Genomic DNA, 18833 nt, shown 5'->3' with positions numbered 1-18833 from the left:
AACAAATATAGAGGTGTAATCAATTGAATCATACTCATATAGATCCCCGTATTATAAGAACAAAGAAATTATTAATGGATGCTTTTCGTGAAATTGCAAAAGAAAAAAAGTTAGTATCGATTACAGTTAAAGATATCACCGAACGTGCTACTGTCAATCGCGCTACTTTTTATGCTCATTTTTACGATAAATATGACATTATGGATTATACATTGTCTGAAACAATCTTAAAAAATTTAAATCAATCACTCAGTATGGTTGCAGAATTAAATGAAAATGCATTGTGTCAATGTTTTATTACAATCACTAGCTATATTCAAGATACGCACGAAGAGTGCCGTCTAAACAGTGAAGCATATGGTGAAATTGTCGAAAAAAGAATTAAAGAAGAATTAGAAGATATTTTTTTAAAATTAATGTCTGATGAACACAAAGATATAGATAGAGAAACGCTTGCTACAAGTGCACGTTTTCTTTCATGGGGGTTATACGGCATTGCCAAACATTGGTTTCATTCAAGTAAATTGCCTGCTGAAACGTATATCAACAAGTCATTACCCTTCATTACATCACAACTTTCAAAACAAAAATAATTCACATACAATGAGTTTAGACAATGAAAATAGTTGTTCTGTAAACATTCACCCCCTCGTTAAACCATCAGTTACCATAACTTTATTATCACGAGGGGGATAATATATTTGAGTACAACAATTGTTTAAACATTGTGTTTCTTGATAAATTCTAATACTTCACCTGTTATCGCCACTGCATTATTGCTTTCTCCTTCCACTCCTCCGTAATGTAGGCCGATTAGTTCATTATTATCATTAAAGACAGGTGAGCCTGAATTCCCACCAAATGTGCTAGCACTATACGTCAATATGTTATCATTATTACTTTTGACTTTACCGGAACTTTCCCACATCGTTGCTAAAGGTTTGTCACCTGGATAACCAGTAACTGTTATTGGCTCATTGCTCGACACAGTGGTAGATTCTCCAATAGTGGCAGGTGTCACAACATCACCAACCGATTGTCCTTCACTGTTTTTATTAAAATGAATAACTACTAAGTCAGCATCACCAGGATATGCTATCACTTCTTTTGCCTTAAAAGTACCGTACGGAAAACTATTTTCATTTTCAGCAGCGGGCGCAAACGACAGATTTGCATTATTGTTATCCGCTACATGTTTATTCGTCAGCACTGTATTTTTACCAATAACCACACCGGTAGCAATCATTTCTCCTTTTTCTATGTAGCCAATTGATTGGTAATGACTCGTTCGAGTATTTTTAATTTGATGTCTATTTTCACCTGGTAGCATTACCCTTGGCGTGGCAGTACCTATTTGGTTGTGTTCATTACTCTGTTGTGAATCTGGCAAAGTTCCATTTTGCGTTTGTGCTTGCGTCTCATCATTGATAGCGCTTGATAAAAATAATAGAACACCTATAACGATGCTAACTAAAATATTTTTCAACAAAAGTACCTCCTATTTAAAAGATATTACTTTTTAAATTTACAGAATTTTAAGATTTTAATCAATAATCATTAATGTTTCATTATGATTTTATAAATCGTTAATATTCATTCACAAATTCAACAATCATTGGGACATTAACTAAATAACTTAAACAACATATTGCTCACGTTGTTGTTTATACAATGAATCTATAAACATGTTGTTTGCATTATAATAAGTCGTGACATATAATCAATCTAAACAACAGATGTTTCTTAGTTTACAATCGTTGTTTAATATGATTGAAGAGGAGGGATAGACGTGACAACAATTCAAACACACAATGGTTTCAAACGAACTTTTCAACAGGAACATTTAACCTTAGGATTAATGTTACCCTTTGACGATTCTGAAAATATCGCATTGCCGTTTGATCAACAAATAGCATTAGTTCAATATGCTGAAAGACTTGGATTCACAAGCTTATTTGTGCGAGATAGTCCTTTATATAGTCCGCATCTTGGTAATGTAACGACAAACTACGATCCGTTTGTATTTTTAACTTTTATCGCTGCCAACACATCCAAAATCGCTCTCGGAACATCTAGTATTGTTGCAACATTACGTCATCCTGTGCATATAGCTAAAGCATCTGCTTCTCTTGATTTAATATCAAACGAGCGATTATTATTAGGGATTGCTACTGGAGATCGGCAATTTGAATTTCCAACTTTTAAAATCAATCCGAATGAGCTAAGTCAACATTTTCAATCAGCTGTATCATCTTTAAAAGAACTATGGCAATCATCATCACCACAAACGTCAAATCATTTATTTGAACTGTATGAAGATTCTGGTCTACAAGTATTACCAAAGCATAAGCATATTCCAATTTTCGCAACAGGATACGCCAAACAGCATATAGATTGGTTAAAAACGCATTTGGATGGGTGGCTATTTTATCCTCAACCATTCCAACAACAAAAGGCATTATTACAGCAATGGCATCAAAATGAAACATTCAAACCATTTATGCATCCTTTAGTCATTGATTTATCAGCGAATCCAAATGAACTTGTAAAACCAGTTAAAGGTGGTTATCGCTTAGGAAGAAACACTTTGTTAAACATCCTAAAAGCGTACGAACGCATCGGAACCAATCATATCATGTTGCAGTTTATAACCAACGACAGAACTTATAAAGATATATTAACAGAGGTCGGCAATGAAATAATCCCACACTTTCCACCTCGACATTTACAGGAGGACAAAATTTATGAAACTACTAGATAGAATTAACCAATTAGCAAATAAAGAAAAAGTACAGCCTTTGACTGTAGAAGAAAAACAAGAACAGCAAGTATTAAGACAAGAATATCTTCAAATGATTCGTGGCCAAGTCGTTAACACATTTTCCACTTTAAAAGTTGTGGATCCTTTAGGTGAAGATGTTACGCCTGATAAAGTTTATAAATTGCGTGAAGAAATGGGCACGCTAAATTTGGATTAATAAGAAACCCGTCAAGCAGCAAATGCTTAACGGGTTTTCTTTATATCAATTAGATTGAAATATACTAATGATTCAGTTCATCATATTTAATTTTATATCTCATCATTCTAAATGACTATTACCGTCTATTTCATTTTTAAAAATTGTATATTCATCGTGAATACAATGTGCCACATCACTTTATAACAATAGAAAATCATCTTTATCATGTTTAACCATTTAATATGTTTTCCATGGAGCGATCTACACTGCCTGCATACATACTTCCAAATTTTAATAAATGCACCATTAATAAATATAAACGATAAAATTCTAATCGCTGATTCGCACCTTTACTTAAAGGATAATGCTTATTATAAGCATCATAAAAAGTTTGAGTAAAACCACCGAACACAGTGGTTATACCTAAATCAAACTCTCTATCACCATATAGTGGCGCCGGATCAAACAATGCAGGTTGGCCATTTTCTAAGAACATATAGTTACCACCCCATAAATCACCGTGCAATAATGATGGTTTACTCGTATGATCCCTTAATGAACTTACAATTTTTTCTCTCACTTTATGATAAGTTTTTACATCATCCTCTATCCATAGACCTTGATCTACCAATCTATCTTTTAAATGATCTAAACGTCGTTCAACAAATATAGTCATCCAACTGTCTGACCAATTATTATTAAACGATACATCACCACCTTCATATGGTAAATCAAAGCCAAACTTACCATCTGGCTGCTGTTGTTGATGCATTTTAGCCACCAAGGCTCCAAGCTCGGCTTGGCTTCCTTGTGTTCCTTCATTTAAAAAGCTTAGCAACAGATAGGCATCACCATCGATTTCACCACTATCAATAACGATTGGCGCAGTGATGCCAGATTTCTCAAACAAATTGAGCCCAGCGACTTCTGCAGCAAAAAAATCTTTACTTCTCTGACGCTGTACTAATAAAAAATATGGTGATTGAGATGTTTCTACTCTATATGCTTCGTTAACGTCTCCACCACTTACTGGTACGATAGACCGTATGTTGTCTAATGGTAGTTGTGATTGCCATTGTGTTTTCATAATATTATCCCTCCATCATTCCATCACACAATTATACTATTACCGTTTAATATAAAATTTAATCAAAATCAATGTCTTCCCCAATAATTTGAAGGTTGTATTAACATTACTTATTTACACTAGGCATATGAATGCTAAAATGCTAGTCTATTAAAGACAAATCATTTCATCTACTACTAATTTAAACAAATGGAGCGATGACAACATGTACAAGTTAATTAAACCTATATTATTTCAATTAGACCCTGAAAAGGCGCATGGCATGACGATAAATGCTCTTAAAATCCCACAAAAGCATACTAAATTGTTGCCGATACTTGAAAAATTATTTCATTATCAACATCCGATATTATCGCAAAATATGAAAGGGATTCATTTTGAAAATCCAATTGGATTAGCTGCAGGATTTGATAAATCTTGTGAAGTTCCTAAAGCATTAGATAAAGTAGGTTTTGGTGCTTTAGAATTAGGCGGAATAACACCTAAACCACAACCTGGCAATGCTAAACCACGCATGTATCGTTTAGTAGAGGACCATGCTCTGATCAATCGTATGGGATTCAACAATTTAGGTATGAACAAAGCATTGAGCAACTTAAGAAAATTTAGTTACCATACACCTATTGGTATAAATGTAGGTGTAAATAAAACAACACCATATGAATCACGTTATCAAGATTATATAAAAGTCATCGACACATTTAAAAATGACGTTACATTTTTCACTGTTAATATCAGTTCGCCTAACACGGAAAACTTACAAAGTTTTCATGATAAAAATGAATTTTCTCAATTATGTTCTGCTATACAAAATTACAAAATCCAGCATGAACTAGATGTACCTATTTTCATTAAATTAACATCTGATCTTAGTCCAGAAGGTTTATCACAAATGCTTAAACCCATCACACAAACGTTTGATGGCATCATTTTAGCTAACACTACGCAAAAACGTGAACAGTTACACTCCATTAATCAAAAAGAAACCGGTGGGTTAAGTGGTAAACCTTTATTCGAACGTAATTTAAAACTTATTGCACAAGCATATAGGGAAACGCAGGGGCAGTTTTTAATCATTGGTACGGGCGGTATTTCTACAGTGAATGATGTCATCAAAATGTTACGTCATGGTGCAACATTGGTGCAAATTTATAGTTCTCTCGTATTTGAAGGCCCCGGATTAACTAAAAAGATGAACAAACAACTCGTACAATATTTGCAAAACAATGGATATAATCATGTCAGTGATATCATAGGATTAGATGTGTAAAATATTTTAGTTTTTCTAATCGAATTATTTATTGTAAAATATTAATAGTGAAATTATGATAATTTTTTATTATATAGGGTAAATAATTACTGAAGGAGGCGCTAAAATGTATAAAAATATATTGTTAGCATATGACTTTGATAATTCTTTTAATAATGTTCCCCAAGAATTACAAAATTTAACTACTGGTGTTGATAATGCAAAAATCACTATTTTCAACGTGATACCTGAAGGTGATTTACAAACCTCAGTTCGCTATGATGGCAAACATTTTGAAGAATTAGCTGAAGAAAAAGGCAAAGAGATATCACCTTTTGTAGAAAAACTAGAATCACTCGGCTTAAAAATCCAAGTGAAGTTTCGTTCTGGCTACATTAAACAAGAAATATTAAATGAAATCGAAGAAAACAACTATGATATCGTCGTTATGAGTAATAAACGTGCCAAACCAGACATAAAAAATGTACTAGGTAATGTTACTCATAAAATCGCTAATAGCGCAAATATTCCTGTACTTATTATAAAATAATGTTACACCATTAATAAAACTCATTATTCTGTTAACAAATCTCTCGTAAGGATATGTCGTAATGGAATAATGAGTTTTTTGTCGTTGTTTTAGTTTGTCATATTGTTAGCTTGTTTTAAATATCGTTCAATGACTTGCAACACACCTGATTCATCATTAGATGGTGCTTTGTAATTTGCGACTTCAGCCACTTCTGGACTACATTCAGCCATTGCATAACTATTTGGCGTCATAGCTAACATTTCTATATCATTATTTGCATCTCCAAAAGCCATCAATTCATGAGGTTGAATCTTCCATTTATCTAAAAGTGTTTTAATCGCCACACCTTTATTCACTTTAGGTAATATTAAATCTAGACTATCATTTCCACTCGTTACTGGCTTTATTTCTTCTCCGTATTGTTCAGTCAAGCCTCTCATCACTTCATCTAAAAGTAGTGGGTCTTTAATTCTAAGCGCAATTTTAACAAGTTTATCTTGATTAATTGTGTTAAAGTCTGTAACTTTTGTTATATTAAAATAATATTTATATAAAAATGATAAAAAGTCGTTACTCACACTTTCTAATACATAAGCCGTTTTAACCCCGCTTAACACAATATCTTCAATATGATAATGATTAATGATCAAATTCAAAACGTCAAATACCAATTGTTGATCAAAATATTCAGCCGCTTCTAACTTGTTATTTTGATACGTCACTGCACCATTTTCGGCTATATATGCTATCTGATGATCTTTGTCAGGAAAAAACGAACGCAATTGCGCATATTGGTTTCCACTAGCAATGATAAATTTCATATCCCTGTCCATCATGCTTTTAAAAATTTTATTGAAATAAGCTTCATCAAAGGTATTATCAGATTTAAAAAAAGTACCATCTTTATCTACCGCTATTGCTTTTATCAAATGTTACACCTTCCATTCCTGTACAAATCATTCAAAGATGAGATTGTCTTGTAAGTCATTACATTACAATAACATTGAACAAATGGCCATCTATATCACTAAATAACGCCCCATAATACCCTTCATGTTCTGTGCCTGTTTCGAGTACTTTTCCACCTGCCTGTTCAACCAATGAAACCAACGTATCAACTTCAGGTTTTGTTGAAACTGAAAGTGATACTAATGCTTCATTACTACCTATAGATGAAAGTCTAGAAACATTTTCAAATTGTTCTTTTTCTATCAGCATAATGATTTGGCCATCTTTCGTTTGAATACCTCGCATTTTATTCATCATGTCTTTATGTTTTTTGATTGTAAACCCAATCGTATCATAAAATTTTTCACTTGCTTCCAAATCTTGTACTGGTAAATTGAGCCATGCAGCGTTAATTTCCATCAGCATTCTCTCCCTTTTCAAATTTTTCAATGTATTACACACTTATAGTAAAACATAAAATACATTAGAACGCATGACTTAATCATTTTTACATTTCAATAGCGTAAAGTTTTAAAATTTTTATTTCATACGACAAACATTAATCACTATCATCCATTTTTGCTAGTGTTCTAATACTCTTTAAATTCACTTGCTTTAATAATTGGTCGTAAGTATGAAGTGCTTTTTGGGTTACTTTTTCTCCATTACTAGTTAAGTAAATATACATGGCTCGTTGATCTTCTACACACTCTTGTCTATATACAAGCGCAGTCTCTGTATTTTCCATCCTTACAATAAGTCTAGACATCGCACTTTGACTTAAATCAACCACTTTTATCAAATCATTGATCTTGTATTTTTTATTTTTTGACTTATAAATTTCATATAATACATAAAACTCTTTAATACTTAGATGGTATTGTTCTTTCAATTTCCTCTCGATCATCGCTTCAATATAATGTATATATTTCGTCATTTTAATCCAGTTATCCACTTTTTGTTCTTTTTTCATGATATATCTCCCCACTAACCATACATTTGAAAGTTTCTTTAGTTCATTAATTAATTTTTAAATGATGTTGTACAAAAAATATTAATTCTAGCTTCTGAGTTTTGTCTAACACTACCTATATAAATACTTGGCATCAACAATAAATTTGGCAATCTATATCATTCAATATACTCAACATTTTAGCATTTTCTTTCTAGTTTAAAGGATAAAAATATCGAGTTAAAGACTAGATACTCACAACCCTTACTATATACAGCTAATCATTTTGTTATTTTCTAAACCATTTGCCTACATTCATTTTAAAACATTTTAAAAATTATATATGCTTTCATCAACCCTATATAATTAGGACATTATTTATCATTGAGCATAATACAAAAACCATTTTAGTGTACTAACAACAACTACTAATAAAATAAGTTCAATTCTATTAGTGTTTAAACTGTTAATAGTAACTAAAATGGTTTTAATTTATAAAATTAATCCGGTTTATATTTATTGCTTTTTCAATAATTGATCTTTCAAATCTTTACGTTCATATTCTAAAGAGTAAGGATCATTTAGCCAATAAATACCCTCGTCTACTTTAATTGTATGTCCATTTTTGACAGCCTCGGTACTTTTCCATAGATCTTTATTTTCAAAAGATAATTTAGTTCCTTTAGCGACAGGTGTAACCACGTAATCACCCGCCATATCTGGAATTTCCTCTTCAGAGATATCAGCTAAATCATTTTTCTTAGTAGCTTTTTCAACATTCTCTGGCATTTTTAAGCCAAATGCATCATACAACACTTCACTACCATGACCGTATGTCTTACCGAGTGCATACACTTTTTTATCAAAATCTTTAATAATTGAAACTGTTGTGTTTTCACCAATAGCTTCTTTTATTGTTTTACCATCATTTTTTGTTTTTTTATCCCACTTATCAATCCATGCATTCGCTTGTTTTTCCTTACCTATAATTTTCCCTAATTCTTGGTGTTGCTCTTTGTAATCATGTTTCAAATAATCAAAAGCAATTGTAGGAGCAACTTTATTTAATTTTTTTAAATTTTTATCTGTATTGTAAGTAATAATTAAATCTGGTTTTAATTTTGCGACACTTTCCACATTCTCTGCATCTACTTTTTTGACATCTTTAAATTTATCTTTTAACACTTTGCTATCATTCACGATGTTAGCTACACCTACTATGTTCCCATCAAGTTGTTTTAAGCCACCTGCATAAGTAGCCCCCAGTACGACAATGCGTTTAGGTTTTTTAGGAATTTTCACTTTATCCCCTGAATCTTGAACATACGTCTTTGTTTCTTTCTTACTTTTGGATGATTCATTATTTGATTGATTACCACATGCTGCTAATACCAAAATAAGTGCAAGTAATGGTAATAATAATTTTTTCATTTCTAAATATCCCCTTTTCATATAATTACAATTTAAACTGAGCTTAATTATATATTATACTTCATTTATATTGAGCAAACCACAAAAATTTGTTGATTGTACTTTAATTATTGCCCAGCTTAATATAGAGAAAGTAGCGCTTTCGTATAATGATGGCGATCTTCAGAAAATAAATCAGTAATCATAAAATCATCGACAATTTCTCCATCTTTCATAACAACAATACGCTCAACAAATTGATTTAAAAATGCGATATCATGAGAAATCATAATGATGCCGTTGTTTGTTTGATCACAGTAATCTTTCAAAACTTTTATCATTCTTTGTTCAGCGATGACATCTAAGCTCGCTGTTATTTCATCACAGATTAACATATCAGGTTCTAGCATTAACGTGCGTATGGTGTTAAATCGTTGTAACTGACCACCACTTAACTCGTCTGGAAATTTTTGTAATAATGCTTCTTCTAACTGCATGTATGACATTAAATATTTAAGATTTGAGCGAATATCTGATGTTGATTGTGAACCTTTGTAATATCGTAATGGCTCTTCAAGCGCGGTTTGTATTTTGAATTTGGGATTAAAGCTGTCATATGCATGTTGGAATATTGGAAGCATACTTAATCCTTGTGTTGAATAATAACCTTGGTAATCAGTTAATAATCCTAGCATGATATGGGCCAAAGTCGTCTTACCAGAACCGCTTTCACCAACAATACCTAGTTTTTCATTTGGAGATATAGTTAAGTTAATATTTTTTAAAATAGGCGCATTTTTATAAGCAAAGTTAACCTGTTTCAACTTAATCATTTATGCCATCCTTCCTTAACTGACTACGCGCATCAAATAATTTAAGACTATATGGTTTTACATTCCCATCTTTAAATGCTTGTACATGGTTAAAGTCTATGACCTTACCATGTTGAATAACACTAATCCAGTCACTAAAATCGAGCACATGAGATAAATTATGTGTAATCATCAATAAAGTCACCTTATGGACTTCCGCTAAGTGCTTGATTAAATGCATCACATTATAACCAGTGATTGCATCTAATGATGCTGTAGGTTCATCAGCGATAATAACACTTGGCTTTAACATTAAAACACTGGCGATTTGCACCCTTGCAAGTTGACCTCCTGACAAGTTAAATCTATAACGCGGCATCACTGTTTCTGGATCTAAATCCACCCATTTAAGTGCTTGTTTTACAAACTTATTAGCCGTTGTTTTGTCTACCTTATAATGCATTTTATAAATCGCAAGTAATTGCTTACCTAATTTTGTATGATCATTAAAACTATGTGTATAATCCTGAGATATAAATCCAATTTCTTTTCCTAGTAAATTACGCACACCTGTGATGGATTTCCCTTTGTAAACTAGTGAATCAAAATGTGTGGTTAGCATATTAGGAACTTGTTGCACAAGTGCTTTTGCAGTTAAACTTTTTCCAGAACCGCTTTCACCCACCAAAACATTCACTTTACTTTTTCGTAATGCTAAATCAAGTTGATCTACAAGTCTTTGTCCGCTGTTATCTGTGATGGTTAAGTTCGCTATTGCTAAAAGGTTACTATTAGCCATCTACATCACGCTTTCTTTTTAAAAGTTTATCTCTCAATGCATCACCAGTTAAATTAAACAATAAAATAGTTAATGTGATCAGAAATGCTGGTACAATCAATAGTAAAGGATATGAACTGATATAATCTCTACCTGCATTTAACATTGCCCCCCACTCTGGTGAAGGTGGTTGTGCACCTAAACCTAGAAATGAGAGTGAAGAAATATAAAGTATAATCTTCCCAAAGTCTACGGTCATTAAAACAATCACAGATGGCATCACTTGCGGGAAAAAATGTTTAATAATAATACGATGTGTTGGTACATTAAATAGTTTAGCCATTTGAATATATGGTTTCCCTATTTCACTACTTACAATCGAACGTGTCAGTCGCGTGTATGTCATCCATTTTATAATCGTAATTGCTATCACTAAATTCCAAATACTAGGTTTAAAGAAACTTGCCATAGCAATCATTAACACAAACTCTGGGATACTTAATCCTATGTCAATAACACGCATAATTACAGTATCAACAAAGCCTTTTTTATAACCTGCTAAAAGCCCCAATGGTACACCGATTATTACAGTAATTAACAATGTGATTAAACTGATGATTAATGTATATCTAGCACCTATGATTACTCTTGCTAGTAAATCGCGACCATAATCATCTGTACCTAACCAATGTGAACTACTAGGAAGCTCTAGTGTATGATTCAAATGTACCTCCAAAGCACTATCTGTTGAAATAAAAAATTGAGCAATGATGAGCAACAATACGTATATACCAAACACGTAAAAGATAAAACTGCTTTTATTCATGTCTTTCATTCCATATCACCATCCTGACCGTGGCGTTTTAATTTATCATTGATTTTATTAAAACGACGTTTAGGATCGATCCATAAAAGTAACAAATCACTAATCGTATTGGCTAACACCACAAAGCATCCAATCATGATAACGGCACCTTGTACTACCGGATAGTCCCTCGCTCTAATACTATCCACAAGAAAGTGACCTAGGCCCGGTATACCAAATAAATTTTCAATCACTACCGTACCACCAATTAAACTCCCAACAGACATTCCTAATACAGTAATCACGGGAATAATAGCTGGCTTAAATAAATCTTTCCATAATATATATTGTTCTGACATCCCTCTTAATCTAGCCGCTTCAACTTCTTTAGATTGATACAATTCAACTAAAGTCGAACGCATCAATCTTACATAATATGCACTCATTCCAACACTCAATGCAATGACAGGTAATATATAACCAGCAATGGAATCTAAACCTGATGAAGGAAGTATATTTAATCGTTGTGCAAATATATAAATTAATATCGTTCCTAAAAAGAAGGAAGGCACACTTACTGTAAATGAAGTCAGTATTCTTATCCATGTATCTACCCAAGAATGATAACGCTTAGCTGCTAACATACCCAAAGGAATGGCAACTAGAAATACGATAACTATCGTTAATATTGCAATCGTTAAGGTTGGAGGTGTATAGAAAATCAATTCCTTAATCACAGGTTCACCAGTTTGATAACTGGTACCAAAGTTCAATTGTATTATTTGACCTAACCATTGAAAATATTGCATTATCGGGGATTGATTAAGCCCTAATCGCTCTTTCGTAGCTTCAATTTGATCACTCGAAACATTCGCTACATCTAAGTGCAAAACCTTGTCAACTGGGTCTCCGGGTGTAAGTTTCATTAATATAAAAGTAATAGTAGAAAGGACAAACAATACAATGATCATTTGTCCAATTCTAGAAAGTATCTGTTTTAATATCATTCTTTTTTATCAACCTTATAATCAATAAGGTAAATACCTTCTGGTGTTGAAGTTAAATTTTCTACATCCTTATTCATTCCAACAATATTGTCATTGTAAGAAATATAACTGTTTGCGATGTCATCATTTGTAATATCAATGATTTGATTGGTAATGCGATTTCGTTCTTCTTTATCCACTGTTTTATTTAACTCATCTATTAATGCTGCGACCTTATGATTATCATAACCCCCTGCATTAATTGCACCTTTTGGTTTATAAGCTTGGTTAAAGAAATAACCTGTATCTCCTCTAGGGATTGTACCGAAGCTGTAAAGTGAGGCATCCCATTGTTCTTTATCTTTTAAATACCCCTGTATGTCATCCACATTGCGTAATTTGATATCAATATTTGCCTTTTTAGCATCTGACTGAATCACTTGTGCAATTTTAGGTAATTCGGGACGACCATTATACGTAGATATCGTCAGCTTTAATGGGTGTGCTTCACTGTATCCAGCATCTTTCATTACTTTCTTAGCTTGCGCAATATCTTGTTTTTGCACATCTTTATTTTCTATAAAGTCGAGTTTATTGTTGAACGGTCCAGTCGCTGGTGTTGCATAACCTTTTGAAACATTATCTGTAATACGCTTGCGATCAATGACTTTATCTAAGGCTTCACGAACCTGCTTTGTCATTTTGTCACTCGTGTGATTATATAATAATAATCCAGTTCTAAAACCAGAGACAGATGAAATTTTTGTCTTATCACTCTCTTTTAATGATTTAACTTTTTCAACTGGTACATCTGTAATAACATCTGCTTTTCCAGAATCTAAATCACTCGTGCGGGCATTGCCGTCTTCTTGATATGTAACATTGACGTGGTCTAGTTTAGGTTTGCCTTGCCAATAATCTTTATTTCGGTCCAATTGAATTTTCTGTGATTGTTTATAATCTTTGATTTGATATGGACCAGTGCCTACAGGGGTTTTATTGATATCTCCTTTGGCTTTAGTATCATAAATAGCTGAGAATGGGCTAGCTAATTCTGAAATGAGCTCAGGATATGCGGATTTAGTTGTGATTTGCAACTTTTGTCCATTCACTTTGATATCTTTGATTGGTAGTGAACCTTTGACTAAATCACTTTTTTGAATACTTTCTTCCAAACTAGCTTTAACCGCTTCGCCTGTCACCTTTTTGCCGTTTTGGAATTTAATATTATCTTTTAATGTTAAATCTAATTGAGTCGGTGATGTTTGATCATAAGATTTAACTAACAACTTTTGAACTTTGCCATCAGATGTCGCTTTAAACAATGATTCTGCAGCACCTATTTTCACAGGCACATCCGTTTCATATGGTGCGATAGATGTCGTTTTCAAAGGTAACTCTACATCTAAAGTTTTGCCTTTAGACTCGCTGTTAGAGCCACTACAACCAGCCAAAATCACTGCTGCAGAAGCTAATACTGTGATGATTTTTTTCATAAATATACCTCTTTTCAACAATTTTCATTAAATAATAAACGCATAATCAAAGTTCATCCTCTTTCATTATACTTAGTTTGTACATTTAATTAAACCGCATGCCTCAGTGGTTACTTATTTTTGTACACGCATACTATTGCCTGCGAATAACATAATCCATGTAGCAATAATAAACGGTAAGGTAAAGACAGGTAATCCAAATGGTGTTAGCAATGTAATCATGCCTGCATGTATAACCACTGTTAGTAAAACACCCAGTACAATACTCATATACCTTGGAATTCTAGTTTTAAATGCCACGCCTAACGCTAAAACTGTAAGAATGACATTATAACCAAATAAACCGTCATTAATCTGATCATGATTTGCACCGAGTATTGTAACTGCTGCAAAGCCAATAACATTAGCAATCATTGCGTAGCATCCTGCTTTTCTGGAAGCAATAAAAATTCCAATTAAAATGAATGTACCTGCCAAAACACTTTTCAATAAAAAAACTTCACTAAAACCTGATAAAAAGGCACTGATAAAATCGATTTGATGTCCCGAAAATGTAATTTCTTTGACTGTGTTAGGCAATATCTTTACATCTGCATTTACAAATTTGAATTGGAAAGACATCAATAAAACGACCCAGCTTACAAACACATATGGCATCGTTAACATTGGTACACCAAAAGGTTTGAAAAATTCCCTGAATGCAGATCCTAATGGCATTGTTATGACTATTGCAACTAAGACTATCAATAGGCTGTACCATTCAGGTACTAAAAATAACGTTAATGCAATTGCTGTCAATACTGGATTGAACCCTGCTAAACCACTATTAATCTCTTCCTCTGAATAATTCGTATGTTTAGCTAATAATAACGATATTAAACTAGCAATAAGTGCCATTAAACCGACTTTCCAACTACCTACAAATAGGCCTATTAAGATAAATAAACCTGTCCATGCATTGTTCAACAACAAAACCTGCGCGATATTTTTTAATAATATTTGAATCGCATTCACAATGTCACCTGATTTCTATAAAATTTACGTTCTTTATCTTATATCATACAACCTATAATTAAAAGTCTTTCAAATTTTACTGAATTTGTTATTTTTGCATTTTTCACTAATGTGTAATTCTTGTAGTTAGCCTAGCAACCCTTTATTATAAAAATGTAGACACTTATACATAAGTGTGGTTTTCAACAGTTTCGGAAAGGGAGTGAACAACGTGCATTTTACACAACGTGAGCAAGATAAATTAATGTTAGTCATTGCATCCGATTTAGCACGTAGACGTCAACAAAGAGGATTAAAATTAAACTATCCTGAAGCAGCTGCTATCATTAGTTTTGAATTATTAGAAGGCGCACGCGATGGGAAATCAGTCGCAGAACTCATGAGTTATGGAAAACAAATATTAAGTGAAGATGATGTCATGGAAGGTGTTGCAGATATGTTAACTGATTTAGAAATTGAAGCAACATTCCCTGATGGTACAAAATTAATTACTGTCCATCATCCGATAGTCTAAAGGAGGATACTTGATGAAACCAGGTGAAATTATTGTTAAGCGTACAGAAATCGATGTTAACAAAGGGCTTCATGCCACAGTCATCACAGTAAAAAACACAGGTGATCGACCTATACAAGTTGGTTCTCACTTTCACTTTTACGAAGTGAATCCTGCTTTAGATTTCAATCGTGAACACGCATATGGCAAACGTTTAGATATACCCGCAGGTGCTGCAGTTCGTTTTGAGCCAGGTGATGAAAAAGAAATTCAATTAGTAGAATATAAAGGAAAACGTAATATTTATGGTTTCCATGGCAAAGTAAATGGTCCGATAGACGAAACCCGTGTAGTTAAACCTGATGATTATACTAAAGACTCAGAAATTATCGATGAAGCTAATTTATCTGAAGATAATGCTAATAAAGAAAGTGGGTATAAAAAATGAGTTTTAAAATGACGCAATCTCAATATACAAGTCTTTATGGCCCAACGATTGGTGATTCAGTTAGACTCGGTGATACAAATTTATTCGCCAAAGTCGAAAAAGATTTTGCTACTTATGGTGACGAAGCTACTTTCGGTGGCGGTAAGTCCATCCGAGACGGTATGGCTCAAAACCCTAACGTAACAAGAGACGATAAAAAAGTTGCAGATTTAGTGATTACTAATGCGTTAATCTTAGATTATGACAAAGTAATCAAAGCAGATATCGGTGTGAAAAATGGGTATATTATGAAAATTGGTAAAGCAGGCAACCCTGATATTATGGATAATGTTGATATTGTTATTGGAGCAACAACTGATGTTATTGCTGCAGAAGGTAAAATCATAACTGCGGGTGCACTTGATACACACGTCCACTTCATTAACCCAGAACAATCACTCGTTGCACTAGAAAGTGGTACAACGACATTGATTGGCGGAGGTACAGGTGCTTCTGAAGGCTCAAAAGCAACAACCGTTACACCAGGTCCTTGGTATATTCATCGCATGTTAGAAGCGGCAGAACAAATTCCATTAAACGTTGGCTTTACTGGCAAAGGACAAGCCGTTAATCATACGGCTCTCGTAGAACAAATACATGCGGGTGCCATTGGCCTTAAAGTCCATGAAGACTGGGGTGCAACACCATCTGCCTTAGATCATGCTCTACAAGTCGCAGACGACTATGACATTCAAGTAGCCTTACACACAGATACTTTAAATGAAGCCGGCTTTATGGAAGAAACAATGGCTGCAGTTAAAGACCGTGTGTTACACATGTACCATACAGAAGGCGCTGGTGGCGGGCACGCACCTGACTTGATTAAGTCAGCTTCATACTCAAATATTTTACCATCATCCACTAACCCTACCTTGCCTTACACACACAATACCATTGATGAACATTTAGACATGGTTATGATCACACACCATCTTAACGCTTCCATCCCTGAAGATGTCGCTTTTGCTGACTCACGTATTCGTAAAGAAACGATTGCTGCAGAAGACGTATTACAAGACTTAGGGGTATTTAGTATGGTTAGTTCAGACTCTCAAGCTATGGGACGTGTGGGTGAAGTAATTACACGTACATGGCAAGTGGCTCATCGCATGAAAGAACAGCGTGGCGCACTTGAAGGAGACGGTGAATATAACGATAATAATCGAATCAAACGTTATATTGCGAAGTACACAATTAATCCTGCAATCACGCATGGTATTTCAGAATATGTTGGGTCTATTGATGAAGGTAAACTCGCAGATATTGTGATGTGGGACCCAGCGTTCTTCGGTGTTAAACCTGAAGTAGTACTTAAGGGTGGTATGATTAGTACAGCAATCAACGGTGATGCTAATGGTTCTATTCCAATTTCTGAACCGCTCAAATACCGTAATATGTACGGCCAATTAGGTGGTAATATGCAAAGTACTGCCATCACTTTCGTTTCGTCTACAGCTTACGAAAATGATATTGGTAAAAGTTTAGGCTTAAAACGTAAATTAAGACCAGTTAAAAACATTCGTAATTTATCTAAAGCAGATATGAAAAATAATAACGCTACACCTAAACTAGATGTGGATCCACAAACTTATGAAGTATTTGTCGACGGCGAGAAAATAACAAGTGAACCAGCTACTGAATTGCCACTAACACAACGTTATTTCTTATTTTAGGAGGATAAAGTATGATCATCGAAGAAATTAAAGGTAATATTGCAAATCTTACGCAAAATGAAAAAAACAAACATGTTGAAAAAGTTTACCTTGAAAATTCTGACTTAGTGAAACGTATTCAACGCGTTACAACAGATCATGGTAATGAAATTGGTATTCGTTTAAAACAGCCAATCGATTTACAATATGGTGATATTTTATATCAAGACGATACAAATATGATTATTATAGACGTCAATTCAGAAGATTTATTAGTTATCAAACCACGCACATTACAAGAAATGGGTGACATTGCACATCAATTAGGTAATCGACATTTGCCAGCACAATTCACAGAAACAGAGATGCTTGTACAATATGACTATCTTGTAGAGGATTTACTGAAAGAATTAGGCATACCCTATAGCCACGAAGATAGAAAAGTAAATCAAGCATTCAGACATATAGGTCATTCACATGATTGATCATGCACATTTGCGCCTTTTTCAATTTTGTGATTCTCAATTTCCAACAGGCGCTTTCAGTCACTCATTCGGACTTGAGACATATATCCAAAGAGATATTGTTCATGATGAAGCATCATTTAAACAATGGCTTGAATTATTCTTAAATGAACAACTTTCGTTTGCTGATGGTTTAACGATGCGTCTCGTCTATGATGCACTCAATCATCAGAACACAGAAAAAATCTTGTATTTAGATAAAATACTTTTTGTACAAAACCTACCTAAAGAAACCAGACAAGGTTCAAAACAAATGGGTAACCGCATGGTCAAATTAGCAGCAGAACTTTATGATAGTGAATGGTTAAAGTGGTATCAAACGCAAAACAAAAATAAAAATGCAAAATTGCATCCTGCGATTTGTTTTACGATGCTCGGTCACCATTTGGGTGTCGATATTGAAATGATTATCGATTACTATTTATACCAAAATGTTTCGAGTTTAACACAAAACGCCGTTCGTGCAATTCCTTTAGGACAAACTGCTGGTCAAAGAATCGTGCATGATATGATTCCATTTATGAAAAATACGAGAAATCATATTATGACATTAGATGAATCACAACTAGGTATCACTGCACCCGGATTAGAAATCAACCAGATGGAACATGAAAACGTAAACGTAAGAATATTTATATCTTAGGAGGG

Annotated in this window: 22 protein-coding genes; 10 read left to right on the top strand and 12 right to left on the bottom strand. The window is 33.6% G+C overall.

Annotation, left to right across the window (positions count from 1 at the left end):
* Positions 1-23: 23 nt before the first annotated feature.
* Positions 24-593, top strand: coding sequence for a TetR/AcrR family transcriptional regulator (locus AB1J10_RS09195; protein ID WP_103161494.1), 570 nt, complete (start codon positions 24-26; stop codon positions 591-593).
* A 125-nt stretch (positions 594-718) separates the two neighbouring features.
* Here AB1J10_RS09195 and AB1J10_RS09190 read toward each other — a convergent pair whose 3' ends face one another.
* Positions 719-1486 (bottom strand): trypsin-like serine peptidase, encoded by a 768-nt coding sequence (locus AB1J10_RS09190; RefSeq protein ID WP_080937841.1) that lies wholly within the window; start codon positions 1484-1486, stop codon positions 719-721.
* 303 nt (positions 1487-1789) lie between these two features.
* On the opposite strand from AB1J10_RS09190, the gene AB1J10_RS09185 reads away from it, so the two are divergent.
* Positions 1790-2761: an LLM class oxidoreductase gene (locus tag AB1J10_RS09185; protein WP_046206708.1), complete on the top strand. Its 972-nt coding sequence runs from the start codon at positions 1790-1792 to the stop codon at positions 2759-2761.
* A complete protein-coding gene (locus tag AB1J10_RS09180; protein ID WP_046206707.1) occupies positions 2745-2978 on the top strand; it encodes a DUF896 domain-containing protein in 234 nt (77 codons plus the stop codon). The genes AB1J10_RS09185 and AB1J10_RS09180 overlap by 17 nt, the downstream gene beginning before the upstream one ends.
* Before the next feature lie 211 nt (positions 2979-3189).
* Here AB1J10_RS09180 and AB1J10_RS09175 read toward each other — a convergent pair whose 3' ends face one another.
* Positions 3190-4047: a fructosamine kinase family protein gene (locus AB1J10_RS09175; protein WP_070658013.1), complete on the bottom strand. Its 858-nt coding sequence runs from the start codon at positions 4045-4047 to the stop codon at positions 3190-3192.
* Between the two features lie 205 nt (positions 4048-4252).
* Here AB1J10_RS09175 and AB1J10_RS09170 point away from each other — a divergent pair, with 205 nt between their 5' ends.
* The gene (locus AB1J10_RS09170) at positions 4253-5317 is read left to right on the top strand and encodes a quinone-dependent dihydroorotate dehydrogenase (RefSeq protein ID WP_107365297.1); all 1065 of its coding nucleotides are present in this window, start codon (positions 4253-4255) and stop codon (positions 5315-5317) included.
* A gap of 106 nt (positions 5318-5423) precedes the next feature.
* Positions 5424-5846, top strand: coding sequence for a universal stress protein (locus tag AB1J10_RS09165; protein ID WP_070037261.1), 423 nt, complete (start codon positions 5424-5426; stop codon positions 5844-5846).
* Between the two features lie 89 nt (positions 5847-5935).
* Here the strand turns inward: AB1J10_RS09165 and AB1J10_RS09160 are convergent, their stop codons facing one another.
* From AB1J10_RS09160 to yut, 10 genes are all read right to left on the bottom strand, one after another.
* Entirely contained in the window at positions 5936-6757 is an 822-nt protein-coding gene (locus tag AB1J10_RS09160) for a Cof-type HAD-IIB family hydrolase (protein ID WP_107391249.1), read from the bottom strand.
* Positions 6758-6815: 58 nt separating this feature from the next.
* Positions 6816-7196 (bottom strand): VOC family protein, encoded by a 381-nt coding sequence (locus AB1J10_RS09155; RefSeq protein WP_064209218.1) that lies wholly within the window; start codon positions 7194-7196, stop codon positions 6816-6818.
* Positions 7197-7335: 139 nt separating this feature from the next.
* Positions 7336-7749 (bottom strand): MarR family winged helix-turn-helix transcriptional regulator, encoded by a 414-nt coding sequence (locus AB1J10_RS09150; RefSeq protein WP_064209217.1) that lies wholly within the window; start codon positions 7747-7749, stop codon positions 7336-7338.
* A gap of 495 nt (positions 7750-8244) precedes the next feature.
* The gene (locus AB1J10_RS09145) at positions 8245-9159 is read right to left on the bottom strand and encodes an ABC transporter substrate-binding protein (RefSeq protein WP_046206700.1); all 915 of its coding nucleotides are present in this window, start codon (positions 9157-9159) and stop codon (positions 8245-8247) included.
* Between the two features lie 119 nt (positions 9160-9278).
* Positions 9279-9971, bottom strand: a complete 693-nt coding sequence (locus AB1J10_RS09140; RefSeq protein ID WP_064209216.1) for an ABC transporter ATP-binding protein — start codon at positions 9969-9971, stop codon at positions 9279-9281.
* Positions 9964-10749 carry an ATP-binding cassette domain-containing protein gene (locus AB1J10_RS09135; RefSeq protein WP_107365295.1) on the bottom strand — a complete coding sequence of 262 codons (786 nt, stop codon included), beginning with the start codon at positions 10747-10749 and terminating at the stop codon, positions 9964-9966. Before AB1J10_RS09135 ends, AB1J10_RS09140 begins: the two co-directional genes overlap by 8 nt.
* Positions 10742-11563 (bottom strand): nickel transporter permease, encoded by an 822-nt coding sequence (gene nikC, locus AB1J10_RS09130; protein ID WP_046206697.1) that lies wholly within the window; start codon positions 11561-11563, stop codon positions 10742-10744. Before nikC ends, AB1J10_RS09135 begins: the two co-directional genes overlap by 8 nt.
* Positions 11560-12540, bottom strand: a complete 981-nt coding sequence (gene nikB, locus AB1J10_RS09125) for a nickel ABC transporter permease (protein ID WP_107365294.1) — start codon at positions 12538-12540, stop codon at positions 11560-11562. The genes nikC and nikB overlap by 4 nt, the downstream gene beginning before the upstream one ends.
* Positions 12537-14015 (bottom strand): nickel ABC transporter substrate-binding protein, encoded by a 1479-nt coding sequence (gene nikA / locus AB1J10_RS09120; RefSeq protein WP_107365293.1) that lies wholly within the window; start codon positions 14013-14015, stop codon positions 12537-12539. The genes nikB and nikA overlap by 4 nt, the downstream gene beginning before the upstream one ends.
* A 114-nt stretch (positions 14016-14129) precedes the next feature.
* Positions 14130-15029, bottom strand: a complete 900-nt coding sequence (gene yut, locus AB1J10_RS09115) for an urea transporter (RefSeq protein WP_064209211.1) — start codon at positions 15027-15029, stop codon at positions 14130-14132.
* Between the two features lie 211 nt (positions 15030-15240).
* Between yut and AB1J10_RS09110 the strand changes: the two genes are divergently transcribed.
* From AB1J10_RS09110 to AB1J10_RS09090, 5 genes are read left to right on the top strand one after another with little or no spacing between them, the layout of a single operon-like run.
* Positions 15241-15543: an urease subunit gamma gene (locus AB1J10_RS09110; RefSeq protein ID WP_046206693.1), complete on the top strand. Its 303-nt coding sequence runs from the start codon at positions 15241-15243 to the stop codon at positions 15541-15543.
* Between the two features lie 13 nt (positions 15544-15556).
* Positions 15557-15970 carry an urease subunit beta gene (locus AB1J10_RS09105; RefSeq protein ID WP_070658020.1) on the top strand — a complete coding sequence of 138 codons (414 nt, stop codon included), beginning with the start codon at positions 15557-15559 and terminating at the stop codon, positions 15968-15970.
* A complete protein-coding gene (gene ureC, locus AB1J10_RS09100; protein WP_369003104.1) occupies positions 15967-17682 on the top strand; it encodes an urease subunit alpha in 1716 nt (571 codons plus the stop codon). The genes AB1J10_RS09105 and ureC overlap by 4 nt, the downstream gene beginning before the upstream one ends.
* Before the next feature lie 11 nt (positions 17683-17693).
* On the top strand, positions 17694-18146 hold the full coding sequence (gene ureE / locus AB1J10_RS09095; protein ID WP_064209209.1) for an urease accessory protein UreE: 453 nt from the start codon (positions 17694-17696) through the stop codon (positions 18144-18146).
* Entirely contained in the window at positions 18139-18828 is a 690-nt protein-coding gene (locus tag AB1J10_RS09090) for an urease accessory protein UreF (RefSeq protein ID WP_046206689.1), read from the top strand. Before ureE ends, AB1J10_RS09090 begins: the two co-directional genes overlap by 8 nt.
* Positions 18829-18833 lie beyond the last annotated feature (5 nt).

Origin of the sequence: Staphylococcus cohnii species complex 1663 (assembly GCF_041008415.1) — a bacterium.
GTDB classification, from domain to species: Bacteria; Bacillota; Bacilli; order Staphylococcales; family Staphylococcaceae; genus Staphylococcus; species Staphylococcus ureilyticus.
Note: the sequence above shows the minus strand (reverse complement) of the source record. Positions and strands in the feature narration are given on the sequence as shown.